19 protein-coding genes are annotated in these 16,981 nt (G+C 42.2%); 11 read left to right on the forward strand and 8 right to left on the reverse strand.

Annotation, left to right across the window (positions count from 1 at the left end; translation table 11 throughout):
* Window positions 1-366 precede the first annotated feature (366 nt).
* From AAFM34_RS00565 to rlmM, 4 genes are read left to right on the forward strand one after another with little or no spacing between them, the layout of a single operon-like run.
* Window positions 367-1,275 (forward strand): transcriptional regulator GcvA, encoded by a 909-nt coding sequence (locus tag AAFM34_RS00565; RefSeq protein WP_341658915.1) that lies wholly within the window; start codon window positions 367-369, stop codon window positions 1,273-1,275.
* Entirely contained in the window at window positions 1,268-1,891 is a 624-nt protein-coding gene (locus AAFM34_RS00570; RefSeq protein ID WP_341658916.1) for an alpha/beta fold hydrolase, read from the forward strand. The genes AAFM34_RS00565 and AAFM34_RS00570 overlap by 8 nt, the downstream gene beginning before the upstream one ends.
* Window positions 1,881-2,279 carry a DUF423 domain-containing protein gene (locus tag AAFM34_RS00575; protein ID WP_341658917.1) on the forward strand — a complete coding sequence of 133 codons (399 nt, stop codon included), beginning with the start codon at window positions 1,881-1,883 and terminating at the stop codon, window positions 2,277-2,279. Before AAFM34_RS00570 ends, AAFM34_RS00575 begins: the two co-directional genes overlap by 11 nt.
* Window positions 2,276-3,367: a 23S rRNA (cytidine(2498)-2'-O)-methyltransferase RlmM gene (gene rlmM / locus AAFM34_RS00580; RefSeq protein WP_341658918.1), complete on the forward strand. Its 1,092-nt coding sequence runs from the start codon at window positions 2,276-2,278 to the stop codon at window positions 3,365-3,367. The genes AAFM34_RS00575 and rlmM overlap by 4 nt, the downstream gene beginning before the upstream one ends.
* A 41-nt stretch (window positions 3,368-3,408) precedes the next feature.
* Here rlmM and xni read toward each other — a convergent pair whose 3' ends face one another.
* The 3 genes from xni to AAFM34_RS00595 all read right to left on the reverse strand — a co-directional run bounded on the left by xni (window position 3,409) and on the right by AAFM34_RS00595 (window position 8,298).
* Entirely contained in the window at window positions 3,409-4,188 is a 780-nt protein-coding gene (xni, locus tag AAFM34_RS00585; RefSeq protein WP_341658919.1) for a flap endonuclease Xni, read from the reverse strand.
* A 107-nt stretch (window positions 4,189-4,295) separates the two neighbouring features.
* A complete protein-coding gene (ppnN, locus tag AAFM34_RS00590; protein ID WP_341658920.1) occupies window positions 4,296-5,660 on the reverse strand; it encodes a nucleotide 5'-monophosphate nucleosidase PpnN in 1,365 nt (454 codons plus the stop codon).
* 367 nt (window positions 5,661-6,027) lie between these two features.
* Complete coding sequence (locus AAFM34_RS00595) at window positions 6,028-8,298, reverse strand: tetratricopeptide repeat protein (protein ID WP_341658921.1); 2,271 nt, start codon at window positions 8,296-8,298, stop codon at window positions 6,028-6,030.
* Between the two features lie 355 nt (window positions 8,299-8,653).
* Here AAFM34_RS00595 and syd point away from each other — a divergent pair, with 355 nt between their 5' ends.
* The gene (gene syd, locus AAFM34_RS00600) at window positions 8,654-9,199 is read left to right on the forward strand and encodes a SecY-interacting protein (protein ID WP_341658922.1); all 546 of its coding nucleotides are present in this window, start codon (window positions 8,654-8,656) and stop codon (window positions 9,197-9,199) included.
* Between the two features lie 2 nt (window positions 9,200-9,201).
* The gene (locus AAFM34_RS00605) at window positions 9,202-9,978 is read left to right on the forward strand and encodes a Zn-ribbon-containing protein (protein ID WP_341658923.1); all 777 of its coding nucleotides are present in this window, start codon (window positions 9,202-9,204) and stop codon (window positions 9,976-9,978) included.
* A 9-nt stretch (window positions 9,979-9,987) separates the two neighbouring features.
* On the opposite strand, the gene AAFM34_RS00610 is transcribed toward AAFM34_RS00605, so the two are convergent.
* The 4 genes from AAFM34_RS00610 to AAFM34_RS00625 are packed head-to-tail and all read right to left on the reverse strand — an operon-like array spanning window position 9,988 to window position 12,351.
* Entirely contained in the window at window positions 9,988-10,167 is a 180-nt protein-coding gene (locus tag AAFM34_RS00610; protein ID WP_341658924.1) for a DUF2897 family protein, read from the reverse strand.
* Window positions 10,167-10,850: a M15 family metallopeptidase gene (locus AAFM34_RS00615; RefSeq protein WP_341658993.1), complete on the reverse strand. Its 684-nt coding sequence runs from the start codon at window positions 10,848-10,850 to the stop codon at window positions 10,167-10,169. Before AAFM34_RS00615 ends, AAFM34_RS00610 begins: the two co-directional genes overlap by 1 nt.
* Before the next feature lie 2 nt (window positions 10,851-10,852).
* Entirely contained in the window at window positions 10,853-11,986 is a 1,134-nt protein-coding gene (dapE, locus tag AAFM34_RS00620) for a succinyl-diaminopimelate desuccinylase (protein ID WP_341658925.1), read from the reverse strand.
* Window positions 11,987-11,997: 11 nt separating this feature from the next.
* Window positions 11,998-12,351 (reverse strand): ArsC family reductase, encoded by a 354-nt coding sequence (locus AAFM34_RS00625; protein WP_341658926.1) that lies wholly within the window; start codon window positions 12,349-12,351, stop codon window positions 11,998-12,000.
* A gap of 200 nt (window positions 12,352-12,551) precedes the next feature.
* Between AAFM34_RS00625 and AAFM34_RS00630 the strand changes: the two genes are divergently transcribed.
* Window positions 12,552-12,839, forward strand: coding sequence for a helix-turn-helix domain-containing protein (locus AAFM34_RS00630; RefSeq protein ID WP_341658927.1), 288 nt, complete (start codon window positions 12,552-12,554; stop codon window positions 12,837-12,839).
* A 37-nt stretch (window positions 12,840-12,876) separates the two neighbouring features.
* Here the strand turns inward: AAFM34_RS00630 and AAFM34_RS00635 are convergent, their stop codons facing one another.
* A complete protein-coding gene (locus tag AAFM34_RS00635; RefSeq protein WP_341658928.1) occupies window positions 12,877-13,221 on the reverse strand; it encodes a DUF2956 domain-containing protein in 345 nt (114 codons plus the stop codon).
* Window positions 13,222-13,342: 121 nt separating this feature from the next.
* On the opposite strand from AAFM34_RS00635, the gene AAFM34_RS00640 reads away from it, so the two are divergent.
* From AAFM34_RS00640 to AAFM34_RS00655, 4 genes are all read left to right on the forward strand, one after another.
* Window positions 13,343-13,807, forward strand: a complete 465-nt coding sequence (locus AAFM34_RS00640) for a DUF2919 domain-containing protein (RefSeq protein WP_341658929.1) — start codon at window positions 13,343-13,345, stop codon at window positions 13,805-13,807.
* An 81-nt stretch (window positions 13,808-13,888) separates the two neighbouring features.
* Window positions 13,889-14,791, forward strand: a complete 903-nt coding sequence (locus AAFM34_RS00645) for a Dyp-type peroxidase (protein ID WP_341658930.1) — start codon at window positions 13,889-13,891, stop codon at window positions 14,789-14,791.
* A gap of 155 nt (window positions 14,792-14,946) precedes the next feature.
* Window positions 14,947-15,699, forward strand: a complete 753-nt coding sequence (locus tag AAFM34_RS00650; protein ID WP_341658931.1) for an SDR family oxidoreductase — start codon at window positions 14,947-14,949, stop codon at window positions 15,697-15,699.
* A gap of 74 nt (window positions 15,700-15,773) precedes the next feature.
* The gene (locus tag AAFM34_RS00655) at window positions 15,774-16,907 is read left to right on the forward strand and encodes a flagellin (RefSeq protein WP_341658932.1); all 1,134 of its coding nucleotides are present in this window, start codon (window positions 15,774-15,776) and stop codon (window positions 16,905-16,907) included.
* Window positions 16,908-16,981 lie beyond the last annotated feature (74 nt).

Consider the following 16,981-nt stretch of genomic DNA (forward strand, 5'->3'; position numbering starts at 1 on the left):
TTCATCTTATCAGCGCTTTTTTCCTAACCTCTCACACTGATTTCTGCCCACTTATCCAGTAGGATAGATAAAAAAACACCGCCCTATGGCGGTGTTAAACAATTTGACAGACAGGTCAAAAAATAAATACAGGAAGTATCGCTTCGGCTCTAGTTAGAGAGACGAAACTTGGTAGAAATCTACCTAACTCGAAATACGAGTTTGCAAACACAACATCGCGGCAATATGTCAATTCACTCCCAAAGGGAATAAAGCCGTTCTGACTCTTGCCGCAGGGAGAAATATAGAATTTCTCTGGCCGAGAGGCAACGGACATTTTATAATGTTTCAGATAAGAAAAACTAATCCAACCTGGAGACAATGACTATGTCGAGAAGATTGCCCCCCTTAAACTCTCTTAAAGTGTTTGAGGCTGCTGCTCGTCACTTGAGCTTTACTAGAGCAGCGGAGGAGTTATTTGTGACTCAGGCAGCAGTAAGTCATCAGATTAAGGCTTTAGAAGAGTTTTTAGGCCTAAAATTATTCAGGCGACGTAACCGTTCCTTGTTACTAACCGAGGAAGGGCAAAGCTATTTTCTCGATATCAAAGATATCTTCACCCTGCTTGCTGAGGCTACTGATAAAGTACTTGAACGCAGTGAGAAGGGGGCACTGACGATTAGTTTACCTCCCAGCTTTGCAATCCAGTGGCTGGTTCCGCGTTTAGCCGATTTTAATCAACAAGAGCCAGACATCGATGTCCGCATCAAAGCCGTGGATATGGATGAAGGTTCTCTGACCGATGATGTAGACGTTGCGATTTATTATGGACGTGGTAACTGGTCAGGCCTTCGTGCAGATAAACTGTACCAAGAATTTTTGATTCCTCTTTGTTCACCTTCTTTGTTAATGGGAAGCAAATCATTAGAGAAACTAGGCGATCTTAAGCAGCACACCCTTTTACATGATACATCGCGCAAAGATTGGAAGCAGTTTGCGAAAGAGCATAGTATTGAAGGGGTTAATGTCAATCATGGCCCCATTTTTAGCCATTCTACTATGGTGCTTCAAGCTGCTGCGCATGGGCAGGGTGTTGCATTAGGAAACAATGTTCTCGCACAACCAGAAATGGAAGCGGGGCGTTTGATTGCGCCCTTTGATCAGGTTTTAGTCTCCAAGAATGCGTTTTATGTGGTGTGTCATGAAAAGCAAGCTGATATGGGAAGAATTGCCACTTTTAGAGATTGGATGCTTGCGAAAGCACAGAGTGAGCAAGAGGAACTGTTGGATGAATGAGTTTTTGATTGATGGTAAAAAAGGTCAACCAATATTTGTTTTTGCCCATGGTGCTGGAGCAGGTATGGATCATGACTTCATGAGTGCGATAGCAAAAGGTTTATCACAACGAGGCATTCAAGTGGTGCGTTTTAATTTTCCCTATATGGTTAAACGTTCTCTTGATGGTAAACGGCGTCCACCAGATCGTGCTCCTAAGCTATTAGAAGCTTATAGAGAAGTGATTAAGCGATTTGCCAAGCAACCTATTGTTATTGGTGGGAAGTCGATGGGAGGGAGAATGGCAAGTTTGCTGGCTGAAGAAAACCTCGTAGCTGGGGTTGCTTGCTTGGGTTATCCATTTCACCCACCGGGCAAGCCAGAAAATTACAAAGGCGGACACTTAGCCAAGCTTGAGAAGCCTTGTCTTATTCTGCAAGGAGAAAGAGACACATTTGGAAAGCGCGATGAGTTTGATGGTTTTGAGTTTTCAAATAAAGTTGGTGTCGAGTTTATTCCTGATGGCGATCATAGCTTTAATCCCCGAAAAAGTTCCGGATACAGTGAATCGGAGAATATTGATTTAGCAATAAAGTATCTCGCTGATTTTATCTTAGGAATATACGATGAAGATTAGGTCGATATTAGCTTTTGGCGGTTTGTTTGCTGGGCTAGGCGTTGTATTAGGTGCGTTTGCAGCCCATGGACTCAAAACCATATTGCCAGCCCAGATGCTGGATGTATTTTACACTGGGGTGCAATATCAGTTGATTCACGCACTTGCCATCATACTATGCGGAGTAATACTGGCCTCAGGGCTTGTTGATAAATCGCAAAAATATTTCTCCCTTGCGGCAAATTGTTTTATCATCGGCATCTTTTGCTTTAGTGGCAGTCTTTACGCTTTGGTATTAAGTGGGGTTAAATGGTTTGGGCCAATCACTCCATTCGGCGGTCTCGCTTTTATTCTGGGATGGGGACTGTTTGTGTTTGCGGCGCTACAAATTAAAGAGGTAAATCAGTGAAACACTTAATGCTCTACTGTCGCTCAGGTTTTGAGAAGGAGTGCGCTGGAGAAATTCAGGATCGTGCAACACAACTTGAAGTGTTTGGCTTCCCTCGTTTAAAAAATAATACGGGCTATGTCCTGTTTGAATGCTATCAGCCAGGTGATGCTGAGCGCTTAGTTAAGGAGCTTGATTTTAAAGCTTTGATCTTCGCTCGTCAGATGTTTGCTGTTGCTGCTGAGGTTCAAGAACTTCCTCGTGAAGACCGCATTTCTCCTATTTTAGCCAGCTTGTCTGATATTACAGGTTTTCCTAAGTGCGGTGATATACGCATCGAAACACCTGATACTAATGAAGCAAAAGAACTGCTAAAGTTTTGCCGAAAATTCACTGTACCTATGCGCCAAGCAATGCGTGGTAAAGGGGTTCTGTTGGCCAAAGACAGCCCTAAAAAACCAGTGTTACACATTTGTTTTGTTGCTCCTGGCCATTGTTTTGTGGGTTATTCACTGCCGAGCAATAATTCGCCCTTTTTTATGGGTATTCCCCGCCTTAAATTTCCTGCAGATGCACCAAGTCGATCAACATTAAAACTTGAAGAAGCGTTTCATGTTTTTATTCCGCGAGAAGAGTGGGACGAACGATTGGCTTCAGGGATGTGGGGGGTTGATTTAGGCGCTTGTCCTGGGGGCTGGACTTATCAGTTGGTGAAACGATCCATGTTTGTTCACGCTGTTGATAACGGTATGATGGCTGATAGCCTAATGGAAACCGGTCAAGTAAAGCATCATCAAGAAGATGGATTCAAGTTTGAACCAGCGCGTAAAAACGTAACTTGGCTGATCTGTGATATGGTTGAGAAGCCTTCTCGGGTAGCTCAACTGATGGGTGAGTGGTTAATTTCTGGTTGGGCCAAAGAAGCAATTTTTAACCTAAAGTTGCCGATGAAAGGTCGTTATGATGAAGTGTTAGAGGATATTGAAAACCTCAAACTCTTTTTGATCGAGAATAAAGTTAAGTTTAAACTTCAAGCAAAACATCTCTACCACGATCGAGAAGAAATCACTGTCCACATACAGTGTTTGTCAAATATATCTCCTCGCTAATCAGTTTTATTATTCAATACCTTCAGGTTGATTGAAAATATTCAATCAACCTCAGTGCCTTGATAACGAATGTCTTGCAAGTTAAATCCAAGATCGATATCTGTTTTTAGAGCTGACACTGTTTTACACCGGCGAGCTGTCTCAATATGTTCGTTGAGCTTTTTTTTATATTTAGTTTCAAGTTCCTCAGAAGTGTAGGCGTGCTCGATATCCTCATATTTGGTTAAGATTTCCTTTGCAGCTTTTGGTCCAATTCCCGGTACGCCAGAGATTTGGCTGGAGCTTATCCCTGCTAAGCCCCAGTAATCGGGGAGTTGTGATGGCTTAACACCAAACTCTTTTTCTATAAAGGGAGCATCGAGCCAGCGATGTTGGAAGTAGTCACGGATTTGAAGCCTTGGTGATAATAGCTGGCAGTACCCTTTATCGGTTGAGATGATAGTGACGGTTTGATTTCGATTGGCGACTTTAATTGCAAGTGTTGCAATTAAATCGTCTGCTTCATCACCTGATGACAGCAAAGAATCTATTCCTAATTGCCACCAGGCTTCCTGTATGGCATCAAGGCCTTCATACAGTGCTTCGGGCATAGGTTTGCGGTTACTTTTATAGTCACTCAGTATATCGGCTCTCCATCCTCTTTCCTGAAGATGATGATCAAAAACAGCAATAATATGAGTGGGTTGAGATTCGTTAATGATCTTATGTAGAGTTCGGGTCGTTGTGGTTATCGTTCTCGCTATATCATCAGAGTTGGGTTGAGCTGAATGGACGCGCCGTATGAGATTTAGAGCATCGATGATAACTAGATGAATAGACATAGGAATCAGAAAAAAGGGCTATGAAAGCCCTTATTGTATAGCAAGATACACAGATTACTAGAACCTGTTGTATCCGGCCAGTCAGATCCTAGTTTTAAATGAGTGTATTACCCGGTAGTTTTGATCTGGTAGCATGGCTCGTAGGCGCTACCACCTGGAAGCTTCATACGATCCTGCTCGACAAAATCTCTTAGCAGCTTGTCCATTTTCTTCATTAAAGTAGCATCACCATCTAAAGCAAATGGGCCGTGGCGTTCAATCTCGCGGATACCCTCAGCTTTGACGTTACCCGCTACTATGCCAGAAAATGCTTGGCGCAGAGCGGCTGCAAGGTTTTCCGGACGCTGGTTTAGATGTAAATCTAAGCTTGCCATATTGTCGTGAGTTGGATCAAAAGGTAACTGGAACTCAGGCTCAATTTTGAGTGACCAGTTGAAGCTATAGGCATCACCAGTATCTTTACGATGCTGGCGTACATCCGGCATGGTACCTTTCATTATTTTTGCCACCTTTTCAGGGTCGTCGACCACAATTTGGTAGTGGCGCTGGGCATCTTTACCTAGGGTATCACCAATAAATTTATCGATTGATTGGAAATAGGCTTCGCTTTCTTTTGGTCCTGTGAGGACAATTGGAAGTGGCTGCTCTGAGTTATCTGGGTGCATCATAATACCCAGTATGTAGAGAAGCTCTTCTGCGGTTCCTGCGCCACCGGGGAAAATAATAATGCCGTGCGCCATACGAACGAACGCTTCTAGCCTTTTCTCAATGTCTGGCATAATGACTAATTCATTGACAATTGGGTTAGGTGGCTCTGCGGCAATAATAGATGGCTCTGTTAGTCCGAGATAACGTTGATCGTAATAACGCTGTTTGGCATGACCAATTGCTGCTCCTTTCATCGGTCCTTCCATTGCTCCTGGGCCACAGCCTGTACAAATGTTGAGCTCTCTCAGGCCTAGCTCGTTGCCCACTTCTCGAGTGTATTGGTATTCAGTTGCATTGATAGAGTGCCCTCCCCAACACACAATAAGGTTTGGTTCGATTCCCGGAGTCAGGGCGCCAGCGTTGCGTAAAATACCAAATACTAAGTTAGTGATGTGACTGGCATTGGTTAAGTTCAACCTTTGATTATCTGCAAGATGCATATTGACGTAGACAATATCCCTCAGCACCGAGAATAGGTGTTCTTGTATTCCTTTTATTATGTTGCCATCTACAAAGGCATGCTCAGGTGCATTGCTTAGCTCCAGCTTGATACCACGTTCACGACGGACAACATTGACATCGAATGACTTGTACTTGTCGAGTAGCTCTTTTGAGTTATCTGTGTGGCTGCCTGAGTTAAGCACTGCGAGGGTGCAGTTTCGGTAGAGCTGGTACAGATCACTAGCGGCAGTTTTTTTAAGACGCTCAACCTCAAGTTGAGAAAGCAGATCCATACTACCCGCAGGACTAATATGAGTGATCATGGTGACCTCCTTGATAAGAGAAGTTTCCTTGTAATACTTCTTATTGTGAGTATCTCGCGTGATGAAAGCGGTTTAATTTCGTAAACGAAATCCAAGAGACTTTACTAAGCTTAGCATGCTTTGATGAGAAATAAAGGCTAACTGATTGATATATATACACCAATAATAACTGGTATCCATAGTTTCAGCCTTTGATAATTGATAGTGAATAACCTAAAGCAGTGAGTTGAGGTTTTTATCGAGTCTCGGGTAAATATAGCATCGATAACAGGGCTGAAGATTATCTGCATATTACCGTGATTTAAAACATGGTTGTTATTTTTAAACCAAGCAGGTACATACCGTACACCTTAATCGAAACTAGGATTTATTCGTCTTTTAAGAGCTTTTTGATACATTCTTCATTTGGGTAAGACGAATGAACTTTAATAAGGCCTTGATTAATTGAGTGTTTACAGGCTTTGCGAATGTTTCCTGTTGCTAAGCTGGCAGCTGGCGCATTTTTTATTGCTTTGAGGTAAACCCACTGACTCGTGTTGTCTTCCATGCTCAAAGTTCGAGCAGCGTTTGTCGACATAAGAAGAATATCGAGTAGTTCCTTATCATTTATTGCAGTATATGCACGTGGAAGGAAGGGGTAATCCGCCATTCCAATCCGTACTATGTTGTTTAGGCTATATTTGTGAGTGAACTCGTTAACCCAAGCTTGGATCTTTTCGAACACTTGCTCAGGTTTGGTGGTATTACCATTGTCGGGCTCGATATAGAGCAAGTTGGCATCAGAGAAATGATACACACGGGCTGGGTGTTCAATTTTCTCTTTCAGAAACAGCCCAAAAGCCTTCTCAACTTTCAGTCCTTCAGTGTAGCCATACTGAAGGGATAGGTTGCGTAAAAAGGGTAAATCTATCATAACAAAGTGTAACCTATCGCTAAGTGGCTCATGGATAAGATCGCCAGCATGCCACTTTTCAAATTTGTGGCTACTTGCCTCCAGTGATGCTGGCAGCTTTACACTCAGCATGCGAAGGTTTTTGAGTCCAGAACGTGAATGAGCATAAAGCTCATCATTTAGCTCATCAATTTCTTCTTTTTGAACGCTAATAATATGTCCACGGCGTAATAAGAAGACAAACAGCAAAGCGCAGGTGACAAATAAAGTTAAAGAGATCTTTTGAAATTTATGATATTCATTCTGAGTTTTTTTTAGCTGTTCTTTTTGACCAACTAAGTGCAATGTTTGCTCAACGACATCTTTTTGTTGTCTAAAATCATCTTCATTTATAAGGTTTAGTGCTTTTTGTTCGATAGCTGCAAGTGCGTTATATTGCTGCAGGCTGCGCAGCGCTTGTTTGTAGTTTCCAAGCAATTCGTTGCCGAGGTTAAGCATTTTATAGGCATTTTTTTCTAAACTGAGATCATTGAGTTCAAGTGCAATATCGAGTGCTTGGTTGGCTTTTTCCAACACTTCTTTAGGCTGCCCTCGGTGTGACGCTAATCCTGCCTCTAATAGTAAATATTTTGCTTGTAGTTTAGGAATATCAATGTAATTCAATAGCTCTTTAGCTCGGGTTAAATATTGCTCTGCGAGTGGGAAGTTGACTAATTTCAAGTAGGTGGAAGCGAGAGCAAGTCGAATATCAACGACATTTTCAATATTGTTTTGTAGACGTTCGTGGTCAATAGCATTGAAATAGTGAACGAGAGCAAGGTTGTATTTACCTTGATGGTAATAAATGTCTCCCATACGTTTTAGTATCGGAGGCAGTATAGGAGAGCTTTCATAATTATCATAAAAGTCCGCCGCTTGAGATAAATGGTCAGCTGCTTTATCAAGTACTCTTCGTTCATAAAATAGCTGACCAATTAAGCGGTTTGCTTCTGCCAATTGCAATCCAGACGTGTTTTCAATCGCACTCCAATAACTAATCAGTAATTCAGATAAAGCCTTATTGTAGATTTTGTGGTTTAGAAAATGTTTACCAAGTGAAATATGATAGTCAATGATGCTCTGTTTGTTTTTTGATTGTTCAATGAAAGGGATGGCTTGCTTATACAGTGTTTCTGCAAGTTTGACTTGATCTTGGCTCGAAGCAATATCGGCTTTTAGCATCACAAGTTGATAGGTAAGTCCTTTGGCTAAATTTTCTGGGTTACGTATCGAGTTCAGTTCCTGTTCGATCCCATCAAGTTTGGTTTCTATCAAAGGAGTACTGCCATCAACTTCCCAATTAAGGCGAAGTTCAAGCAAACTTAGTTCCAAGCGTAGGTATGGCAAGTTGTACTTGTCAGTTAAGGCTTTTGCCTGTTGGATATAGCTCTGAGCTTCTTCTGAGTTGCCAAGGTTAAACTCTGCTCGTGCTAAAATCTTTAATGCATCAATTGTACTGCCAGGAGTTCTAAAGCGAGTGTCTGAGTCATCGCGAGACATAGTTGATGGCCCTTTTTCTGACTGGGCCATAAGCTTTCTCTGCGTTAGATAATTAGAGGCTAATATTTTTGATTGTTTTGGGACAATATTGACTAAAGAGTCTGCTTCATTGAGCATGGCTGATGAATAAACAGTGGAAGCTGACACCAAAGCTGGTAGTAAAAAAATAAGTAGTGCCAGCAATCGATTCAAGCGAAAAACCTCCATAATCTTATCTCAATCCTTATATATGCCCATGGGTTTAGCTATCTATAGTGGTATCGACGAATGATATCAGTAAAATCATCTTCACCCCACTATTGATGTAATTGATTTTGTAGAATCAATTGCAAAGGTTGCTTGTTGTTTGATACTGACCTCTAGTTTCATTAAACTTGAACCAAGTTGGAACTGTTTGAAATACAGAAAGCCTCAAAGCATAGTGAATTCAGATTGTGTAATAGCCAAGCAAGGGTTAGAACGCTTGAATATATGCTCATGCTAGTTATTTCTTTTAGATTAGAACAGCCAGAATAATAGACAATGTCGTGTATAGAAAAGGCGACTCATATTGGAGAACTTCATGGCTGGACAAGCCCTTCCTGCATTAGTTTCATTCAGTGAAAAGTACCGCAACACATATTTTGAATGCCATGGTCACCAGCCAGTAAGTGATCAGTTATCCGATTTTATTTCTCCTTGTGTAACAGCTAAAAAAGGCGAGTCGGTCGAATGGCAGGCTTGTTCTCGCGAGCAAGATGCGGATTTCTCAAACCTAGAACATGGTATTGATTTAACCCTTCATCAAGACATAAAGGCGTTTTATGGTGGCCAGTATAGTGCCGATATGGACGCAACTTGGAATGGTAATGAACTAACACTACTTCAAGTATGGAATGATGAGGATTTCATTCGTTTGCAGGAAAATATATTGGGCCACTTAGTTACTCAGCGTCGTTTAAAGCTAAAGCCTACCGTCTTTATTGCCACAACGGATGCGGAACTTGATGTCATTTCTATCTGTAATCTTTCAGGGAATGTCATTCTAGAGCGACTGGGAACAGATAAACGAGACGTATTAGCCAAGAGCATCTCTGAGTTTCTTCAGCAGCTAACCCCGGTGGTTTAGCAATGTATGTAATAGAGCTTCAATTTGAGTGTTTTGATAACACCACAATTACCGCGGTTGATAAAGCGATAAACGGCTTGATGGATGCACTACGCTACAATGGCCAAGTTTTGGGAAGAGAGTTTCCTATTGTTATGGGTGACGGAGAGTTCTTTGTTCGTGTCGTCTGCCCAGAGCAAGATAGTTTGCACCCAGATTATCATTCTGATTTTGTCAAAGTTTGCTTAGATAGATTGTCAGATGCCAGTCTGCTGACACCTAAAGCGCGTCTTCTCGGACGTGATCTTAACTCCGAACAAGCTGCAGAAGATACTATGCCGAGTTGGCAAGTACTGTATACCACTTACGTGCATACCTGTTCGCCATTGAGAAGTGGTGATACTTTGCTGCCAATTCCGCTCTATCGTAATTCTCCGACCTTGAATGGCGATCATAAGGCGCTAATTAAGTGGCAGACTGAGTGGCAAGCTTGTGACGAGATTCAAATGGCTGGCGCTTGTCGAGCTGAGCATGCAGCGCTGCACGAGATATGTGATGTGGATAGCGTGTTGTTTAAGCGTGGCTGGGACTTACGAGGCCGTATAGAGCACCTCACCAAAACACCGACGTATTATTATCAATATCGTGTGGGTGGGAAAAATCTAGAGGCTGAAAAGCAGCGCAAATGCCCAAAATGCGGAGGGGATTGGTTACTTGCCGAACCTGAGCTCGATATTTTCCACTTCAAATGCGATGAGTGCCGAATAGTCTCGAATATTTCATGGGACCATATTAAGTAAAAGAACCCGCTATTGAGGCGGGTCCTGTTCGTTATTTTCAGAGGGCTTCTTAGAGTCTTCTTGTGACGGTTCTTTTTTTTCCATCTGGCCAAATTTCATTTTGGCTGTGTATTTAAGTGCTGCGATGTTTCCAATCACGACACTTAAAACAATAACAATGATAACCCAAGGATTAGTCAGTAAATCCATTAACTTGCCTCAGTGCTGATGTTGATAATGTATTGATTGTATATAGTATCTAACTCTGCGAGCACTGAGTCTACTCCCTTTAAACCGCAGTTTGAAACTTGGTCATTTAAAGTACCAAGTTCAAAAAGTGATAAACATAATGATGCTGTCGTCTTATGACTGATATGCCAAGGCTCGGCAGCTACACCACCTCTATCCTCTGCATAAGGAAAGAAAAAGCCAAATCTCCTGAGATTATTTTGCAGCCACTGATGAAACTGAGCCTGATGACCACTGAGGTATTCCCAAGGTTCCAATTGCAATTTAACCCCTTCAGGTAAGCTTGCTTTATCAAACACATCGAAGTCAGTTCCCCAGTGATGTCGACTTGCACCCGGCAGCGCAGACCAGCGTAAGATGGCATAGATCTTTTCGCGCTCTGAAAGGTTACTGATATCAAGAGGCTGGCCATTTTGGTCGAGAGTTGGGAGTTGTCCCGTTATTTTTCGGTCCCAGATGGATTTCTGTCGTTCAAAATCGCGAAATCCGCTCGCTATATGGAAATCAAATCCGGCCTGAACGGCTGCGTCTCTCAGCGACTGAAGGTCGTCTGTGACCATGGTATGTACAAGTAAAGACTGTTCGCCAATGTGAGTGTCGATGAGATGTGAGTTTACTTTACCAACCAGCTGCTCAGGCGTCATTATCATGCCAATAAATTCTCCAGTGTCTTTTGATACATATTGGTCAGTTTTTCAAGATCGTCAATTTTTACACACTCGTTAACTTTGTGGATAGTGGCATTAACGGGACCCAGTTCAACAACTTGACCTCCCATACGTGCAATAAAGCGACCGTCTGAGGTGCCACCTGTGGTCAGCAATTCAGGTTTAGTTTGGTTGACGTCTCCAACAGCAGTAACAACAGCATCAAGTAAGTCGCCGGTATCGGTTAGGAATGGGTCTCCGTTGAAGGTCCAATCCAATTGATAATCTAGGTTGTGTTTGCTAAGAGTCTCATTTACCCGCTTGACGATCACGTCATTATTAAGTTCAGTGCTAAAGCGCAGATTGAACTGAACCTTGAGCTCGCCTGGGATCACATTCGAAGCCCCAGTTCCTGCCTGAATATTTGGGATCTGAAAGCTGGTGGGCGGAAAATAGTCGTTACCTTGGTCCCACTCAGTCGAAGCTAATTCATTCAGAGCCATTAGAGACTGATGTACTGGATTTTTAGCAAGGTGAGGATAAGCTACGTGTCCTTGGATACCTTTGACTGTTAAGTCACCAGTGATAGAGCCTCTGCGACCATTCTTTACTACATCGCCAACGATTTCTGTACTAGAGGGCTCGCCAACGATACACATGTCAATGTTTTCACCACGTTCCATCAGAGCCTCTACGACTCGAACAGTACCATTGATAAATGGTCCTTCCTCATCGGAAGTAATAAGAAAGCCAATCGAGCCTTTGTGGTTTGGGTTCTGGGCGATAAATTGCTCAACTGCAACAACCATTGAAGCGAGTGATCCCTTCATGTCTGCCGCTCCCCGACCATAAAGGAACTCATCCTTGATGGTTGGCTCAAAAGGTGGTGTATCCCAAAGTTCTAGATTACCTGCTGGAACAACATCTGTATGTCCAGCAAAAGCAAACAGCGGAGTTTCGGTTCCACGACGCGCCCAGAAGTTAGTGGTATCTTCAAAAACCATCACTTCTATTTTGAATCCTAGTGCTTGTAAGCGTTCTATCATTACATTTTGACAACCTGCATCTACAGGGGTTACCGACTGGCGACTAATCAGGTCTTTTGCGAGTGCCAAAGTAGGTGTGTCAGTCATTCTCTAATTCCTTATACAGCAGAGAAGATGGCGGAGTATTGTTCGGCTTTAAAGCCAAGGTGGTAATTGTTATCTGTAACCAGAATAGGCCTTTTTATCATAGCTGGTTGTTCACTTAGCAGCGCTATTGCCATTTCTTCGTTCAAATTATCTTTTTGTTCTTGGCTTAATTGGCGATAGGTTGTGCCGCGCTTGTTCACGACATTTTCCCAACCAAGCTGTTGGCAAAATATCGCAATCATATCGTTGCTAACACCTTGTTTTCTGTAGTCGTGGAATTGGAATTCTATTCCTTCTTTTTCTAGCCATTTTTTGGCTTTTTTTATCGTGTCGCAATTCGTAATTCCGTACATGGTTATTGTCATAACTCAACCTTTAAATAAACTCTATTGACGCTCTGGGCATCCTAGCAGGAAGTATTCGTATAGACAAAAGTGTGAGCAAACTATTTTGTTTACGCAAAACATGCATTCAATCTTTGACGATTAAGTGGTTATTGATCGAACGCAACGCATGAGTCTGCAAAACAGAAATAATGACCTTGTTTATTTGTTAGGAGGTATCAATGGAGTTGAGTCCTATTTTTGCAAGACGCTTATATTTAGCATTATTGGTGCAAAATCTTGATAGGCCTAATGTCCCTAAACTTATTGAGAATACGGGCTGGCCACGTCGTACTATTCAAGATGTTCTTAAAGCATTACCCGGAATTGGTATCGAGTTAAGATTTGTTCAAGATGGACGCCGCCACAATGACGGCTACTATCAACTCTCTAACTGGGGCCCATTTGATTACCAGTGGGTGTCAGATAGGCGAACAGATATAGAAACAAGCTTGGGGTTCAATGCATAATTTGTAAAAGGGTGATGAGCACATTGCCCTTTGAAGATTAGAGCTTTACTGCGTAAAGAATGAAGCCTATCCAACTTAAAATAAGTAAGGTCCAAGGGACAAAAGAAAACCTTGGGTGACTTACCGTAGAGTAGGCACTCTCAGTCTGTATATTGGTCTCGACTTCAAGTTGAGTTTGTTTGACTTTTCTTGCTTTCTTTTTGGCTTTGTCTGCTTGACGTGCTTTTTCTTTATGCTGTTTTTTGTACTGAGCGATACCTTTTTCTATGCCTTGAGCTATTAATTTTGTTTGTTCTTTAGTCTGGCCGGGTTTTTGTGTCGCTTTCGCTATCTTTAACGCTTCTTGTTGAGTTTCAAGGGAAGGGGATATTTTGTTTTTCATTAGTCGTGTGCTGGGTGAACCTTAATGACGGTATTCTAACACGGTTTAATTTTATCAAGAGATAGTAATATCGGATGAATAGTATAAAGTGGGGGGGAGTATTAACAGTTATGAAGTTATCGTGCGATACAGTTTAGAACAATATGATAAACATGGCTTTCTCAAGGCTCCCTTGTGGCTTTGGCTAGGCTGGCTGTTTCTCACTAAAGCTTGGGTAATCTTTATTATGGCTGGCGCTAGCAGGGAAAATGGCGCTCAAATTCTTGATATTATTTACCCAGATCATGCCTTGTTTTACTTAGACCTTGGTATGGGGCTGCCTAGTTTAGCTTTGATGTGGGCTATTGGTTTACGAAGCCCTGATAGGCTTTGGGTGAACAAAGTCCTCAGAGTTGCTAAACCTTTTACTCTCTTGATCATAACTGGGCAGTTTTCTCAAACCGTTTACCATGTCTATCTTGAACATGGTGTCTTTAAATGGTCCAGTGCTGTCACTCTTGTCATCCTGTTATGGTTTATGCTTTATACCTATAATAGCCGTCATGTAAGGGAATGCTTGAAGCATCAGCCCAAGATTACAGAGTAAAATAACTTATTGATAACCTAGTAATTAAAATTACAATAAACATAATACACTGAGAAATTATTTAAATGTGAGGACACAATTATGCCGACCCCTCAAAGTGCCATTCTTCCTGAAGCGAGTCCTTTCGCTCAGTACACTTTGTTGAAAGTGAAGCAAAATCAAGCAGAAGTATTAAAACAGTTACAATCATTGCCTGCTTTGGTTGAAGAGCTCAATAACCAGCAAACTGGTGCTGATTTAACGCTTTCGATTGCTTTTACCCGATCTTTCTGGAGTCAGCTTGATGTCCCTGTTCCAGAAGAACTGATAGACTTTCCGCAGCTAGGGGAAGGGGATATGCAGGCACCTAGTACAGATGTTGACGTGTTAATACATTGCCATTCAAAGCGTCATGATTTACATGTTCACCTTCTATGTAAGTTATTTGAGACCCTTGCTGAATACGTTACGGTTGTTGATGAAACTTATGGTTATCGCTATTTAGATGCACGTGATATGACAGGGTTTATTGATGGTACAGAAAACCCGCATGGTAATCAGCGCCAAGAAGCGGCGATAATCCCACAAGGCGAGTTTTCAGGGGGTAGCTACGTAATGCTGCAACGCTTTGTACATAACTTACCGGCGTGGAATCGCCTCAATATTTCAGCTCAAGAAAAAGTAATTGGGCGTACTAAAGCCGACTCTGTTGAATTAGACGATGTACCAGCCGCTTCTCATGTCGGACGGGTTGATATAAAAGAAGAAGGTAAAGGGCTTAAGATCGTTCGCCACAGCTTACCTTATGGCAGTGTGTCAGGTGATCACGGCCTACTATTTATTGCTTATTGTCATACTCTGCACAATTTCAAGGCTATGCTAGAAAGCATGTATGCGGTAACAGATGGTAAATATGATCAGTTACTACGTTTTTCAAAAGCGGTAACAGGCGCTTACTTTTTTGCCCCGTCAGCCCAAATGCTAAAAACGCTGACCATAAAATAAGTTCAGCGACCAATTAAGAAAATGAAGCCGAACCTCAGTGTTCGGCTTTTTACTAGCTAGTGTTAGTTATATCACATTCATTTCATTAGTTTTGTAATTTAAGATTTTGTTATTTATAGTGTTTTAAATTCTTTTCAGCATATAAATGTAAATTCATGAACCATTCTAAAGTCGTTATTGTTACCGGAGGTGGGCGCGGCATCGGAGCTGCAACCGCCAAGCTTTTTTCTCATCATGGTTATGCCGTGTGCATTAATTACAAGTCTAACTCTAACGCGGCGACTGCCCTTGCCAATGAGATTAACTCAAGTGGTGGACGTTGCATTGCTGTGCAAGCAGATGTTTCTCAAGAGGTAGATGTTTGCCGTTTGTTTGATACGGTAGATATGGAGCTCGGTCGATTAACGGTTCTTGTTAATAATGCTGGGATTTTGCAAACACAGATGCGCTTAGATGAAATGAATGCAGAGCGTATCAATACCATTTTGACCAATAATGTGACGAGTTACTTTTTGTGTTGCCGAGAGGCGGTTAAGCGAATGTCGACCCATCATGGAGGTTTAGGAGGCGTCATAGTCAACGTATCGTCTACGGCGGCAAGAACAGGCTCTCCTAATGAGTATATTGATTATGCTGCGTCGAAAGGCGCAATTGATACCTTAACCAAAGGTTTGTCCCTTGAAGTGGCAAAAGAGGGAATAAGAGTTAACTGCGTTCGCCCAGGGTTGATTCATACCCAAATGCACGCAGATGGTGGAGAGCCTGAGCGTGTCGATAGACTAAAAAGTCACATCCCAATGCAGCGAGGCGGTTTGCCCGAGGAGGTTGCTGAAGCTATCTATTGGCTTGCGTGTGAAAAATCATCGTTTTCTACCGGCAACTACTTGGATTTAGCGGGCGGCTTGTAGGCGATAAAAAACTAAAGAAAATCTTTTATTGCCGATATAAGTATTAGTCCTCATGAGTAATACAACTAAGCGTTATGGCCATCACTGTTAATACCAATGTCTCAGCAATGACGGCGCAAAGGTATTTAACCAATGCAACAGACATGTTAAACCAGTCTTTGGAGAGATTATCTTCAGGCTATCGTATTAACAGTGCAAAAGATGACGCTGCTGGTTTACAGATTTCTAATCGTCTGGAATCGCAAATGAGAGGTTTGAGTGTTGCGATGCGTAATGCGAACGATGGAATATCCATCATGCAAACCGCCGAAGGAGCGATGAACGAATCGACTAACATATTGCAACGAATGCGCGACCTGTCTTTACAATCTGCAAATGGTTCAAATAGTCGCTCAGAGAGGCTGGCATTACAAGAAGAAATGGCGGCTTTGAATGATGAATTGAATAGAATCGCTGAAACCACCTCTTTTGGTGGTCGAAAATTGCTCAATGGCTCATTTTCTAGTTCTGCTTTCCAAATTGGTGCCAGTTCGGGAGAAGCGGTTCAAATATCGTTGAACAATATGCGTTCAGATACTTTAGGCATGGGTGGGTTTAGTTATATTGCCGCTGGCAAAGCGGGTAAAAATTGGCAAGTGAAACAAAATTCTGACGTTTTGACTATGGACTATATCGATGCTTTTGGGCAGCAGGAGTCGATTCAAATTGAAGCCAAAGTTGGCGATGATATTGAAGAACTGGCTACTTATATTAATGGTCAAACGAGTAAGGTCTCAGCCTCGGTCAATCAAGACGGACAACTGCAGATTTTTATGGCGGGTAAAGAAACATCGGGCACCATTTCTTTCTCAGGCAGCTTGGCTAGTGAACTTCAAATAGGGTTATCTGGTTACGAAGCGGTTGATAACTTGGATATTTCTGACGTTGGAGGGGCACAGCGATCCGTCGCTATAATCGATACGGCTTTGCAGTATGTCGATAGCCATCGAGCTGAGTTGGGAGCCATGCAAAATCGCTTTGGGCACGCAATCAGCAACCTTGGCAACATTAACGAAAACTTGGCGGCATCAAAGAGTCGTATTAAAGATACTGACTATGCGAAAGAAACCACTCAAATGGTCAAGCAGCAAATTCTACAGCAAGTCAGTGCCTCTATTCTTGCACAGGCAAAACAACAGCCAAATCTAGCTCTAACTTTGCTTGGTTAAGCTCATCGCCCATTCGACAATCTTCATTAAAGCTTTAGAAAAAAATTCCATCTTTTTAATGTTTTTTGAGTCTT

Origin of the sequence: Vibrio sp. (assembly GCF_038138445.1) — a bacterium.
GTDB lineage: Bacteria > Pseudomonadota > Gammaproteobacteria > Enterobacterales > Vibrionaceae > Vibrio.

What these genes read in the sequence shown, in the direction of transcription:
- AAFM34_RS00565 (WP_341658915.1), top strand. Translation starts at nt 367, where the DNA reads ATGTCGAGAAGATTGCCCCCCTTAAACTCTCTTAAAGTGTTTGAGGCT.
- AAFM34_RS00570 (WP_341658916.1), top strand. Translation starts at nt 1,268, where the DNA reads ATGAATGAGTTTTTGATTGATGGTAAAAAAGGTCAACCAATATTTGTT.
- AAFM34_RS00575 (WP_341658917.1), top strand. Translation starts at nt 1,881, where the DNA reads ATGAAGATTAGGTCGATATTAGCTTTTGGCGGTTTGTTTGCTGGGCTA.
- xni (WP_341658919.1), bottom strand. Translation starts at nt 4,188, where the DNA reads ATGTCTATTCATCTAGTTATCATCGATGCTCTAAATCTCATACGGCGC.
- ppnN (WP_341658920.1), bottom strand. Translation starts at nt 5,660, where the DNA reads ATGATCACTCATATTAGTCCTGCGGGTAGTATGGATCTGCTTTCTCAA.
- AAFM34_RS00595 (WP_341658921.1), bottom strand. Translation starts at nt 8,298, where the DNA reads ATGGAGGTTTTTCGCTTGAATCGATTGCTGGCACTACTTATTTTTTTA.
- syd (WP_341658922.1), top strand. Translation starts at nt 8,654, where the DNA reads ATGGCTGGACAAGCCCTTCCTGCATTAGTTTCATTCAGTGAAAAGTAC.
- AAFM34_RS00605 (WP_341658923.1), top strand. Translation starts at nt 9,202, where the DNA reads ATGTATGTAATAGAGCTTCAATTTGAGTGTTTTGATAACACCACAATT.
- AAFM34_RS00610 (WP_341658924.1), bottom strand. Translation starts at nt 10,167, where the DNA reads ATGGATTTACTGACTAATCCTTGGGTTATCATTGTTATTGTTTTAAGT.
- AAFM34_RS00615 (WP_341658993.1), bottom strand. Translation starts at nt 10,850, where the DNA reads ATGACGCCTGAGCAGCTGGTTGGTAAAGTAAACTCACATCTCATCGAC.
- dapE (WP_341658925.1), bottom strand. Translation starts at nt 11,986, where the DNA reads ATGACTGACACACCTACTTTGGCACTCGCAAAAGACCTGATTAGTCGC.
- AAFM34_RS00625 (WP_341658926.1), bottom strand. Translation starts at nt 12,351, where the DNA reads ATGACAATAACCATGTACGGAATTACGAATTGCGACACGATAAAAAAA.
- AAFM34_RS00630 (WP_341658927.1), top strand. Translation starts at nt 12,552, where the DNA reads ATGGAGTTGAGTCCTATTTTTGCAAGACGCTTATATTTAGCATTATTG.
- AAFM34_RS00635 (WP_341658928.1), bottom strand. Translation starts at nt 13,221, where the DNA reads ATGAAAAACAAAATATCCCCTTCCCTTGAAACTCAACAAGAAGCGTTA.
- AAFM34_RS00645 (WP_341658930.1), top strand. Translation starts at nt 13,889, where the DNA reads ATGCCGACCCCTCAAAGTGCCATTCTTCCTGAAGCGAGTCCTTTCGCT.
- AAFM34_RS00650 (WP_341658931.1), top strand. Translation starts at nt 14,947, where the DNA reads ATGAACCATTCTAAAGTCGTTATTGTTACCGGAGGTGGGCGCGGCATC.
- AAFM34_RS00655 (WP_341658932.1), top strand. Translation starts at nt 15,774, where the DNA reads ATGGCCATCACTGTTAATACCAATGTCTCAGCAATGACGGCGCAAAGG.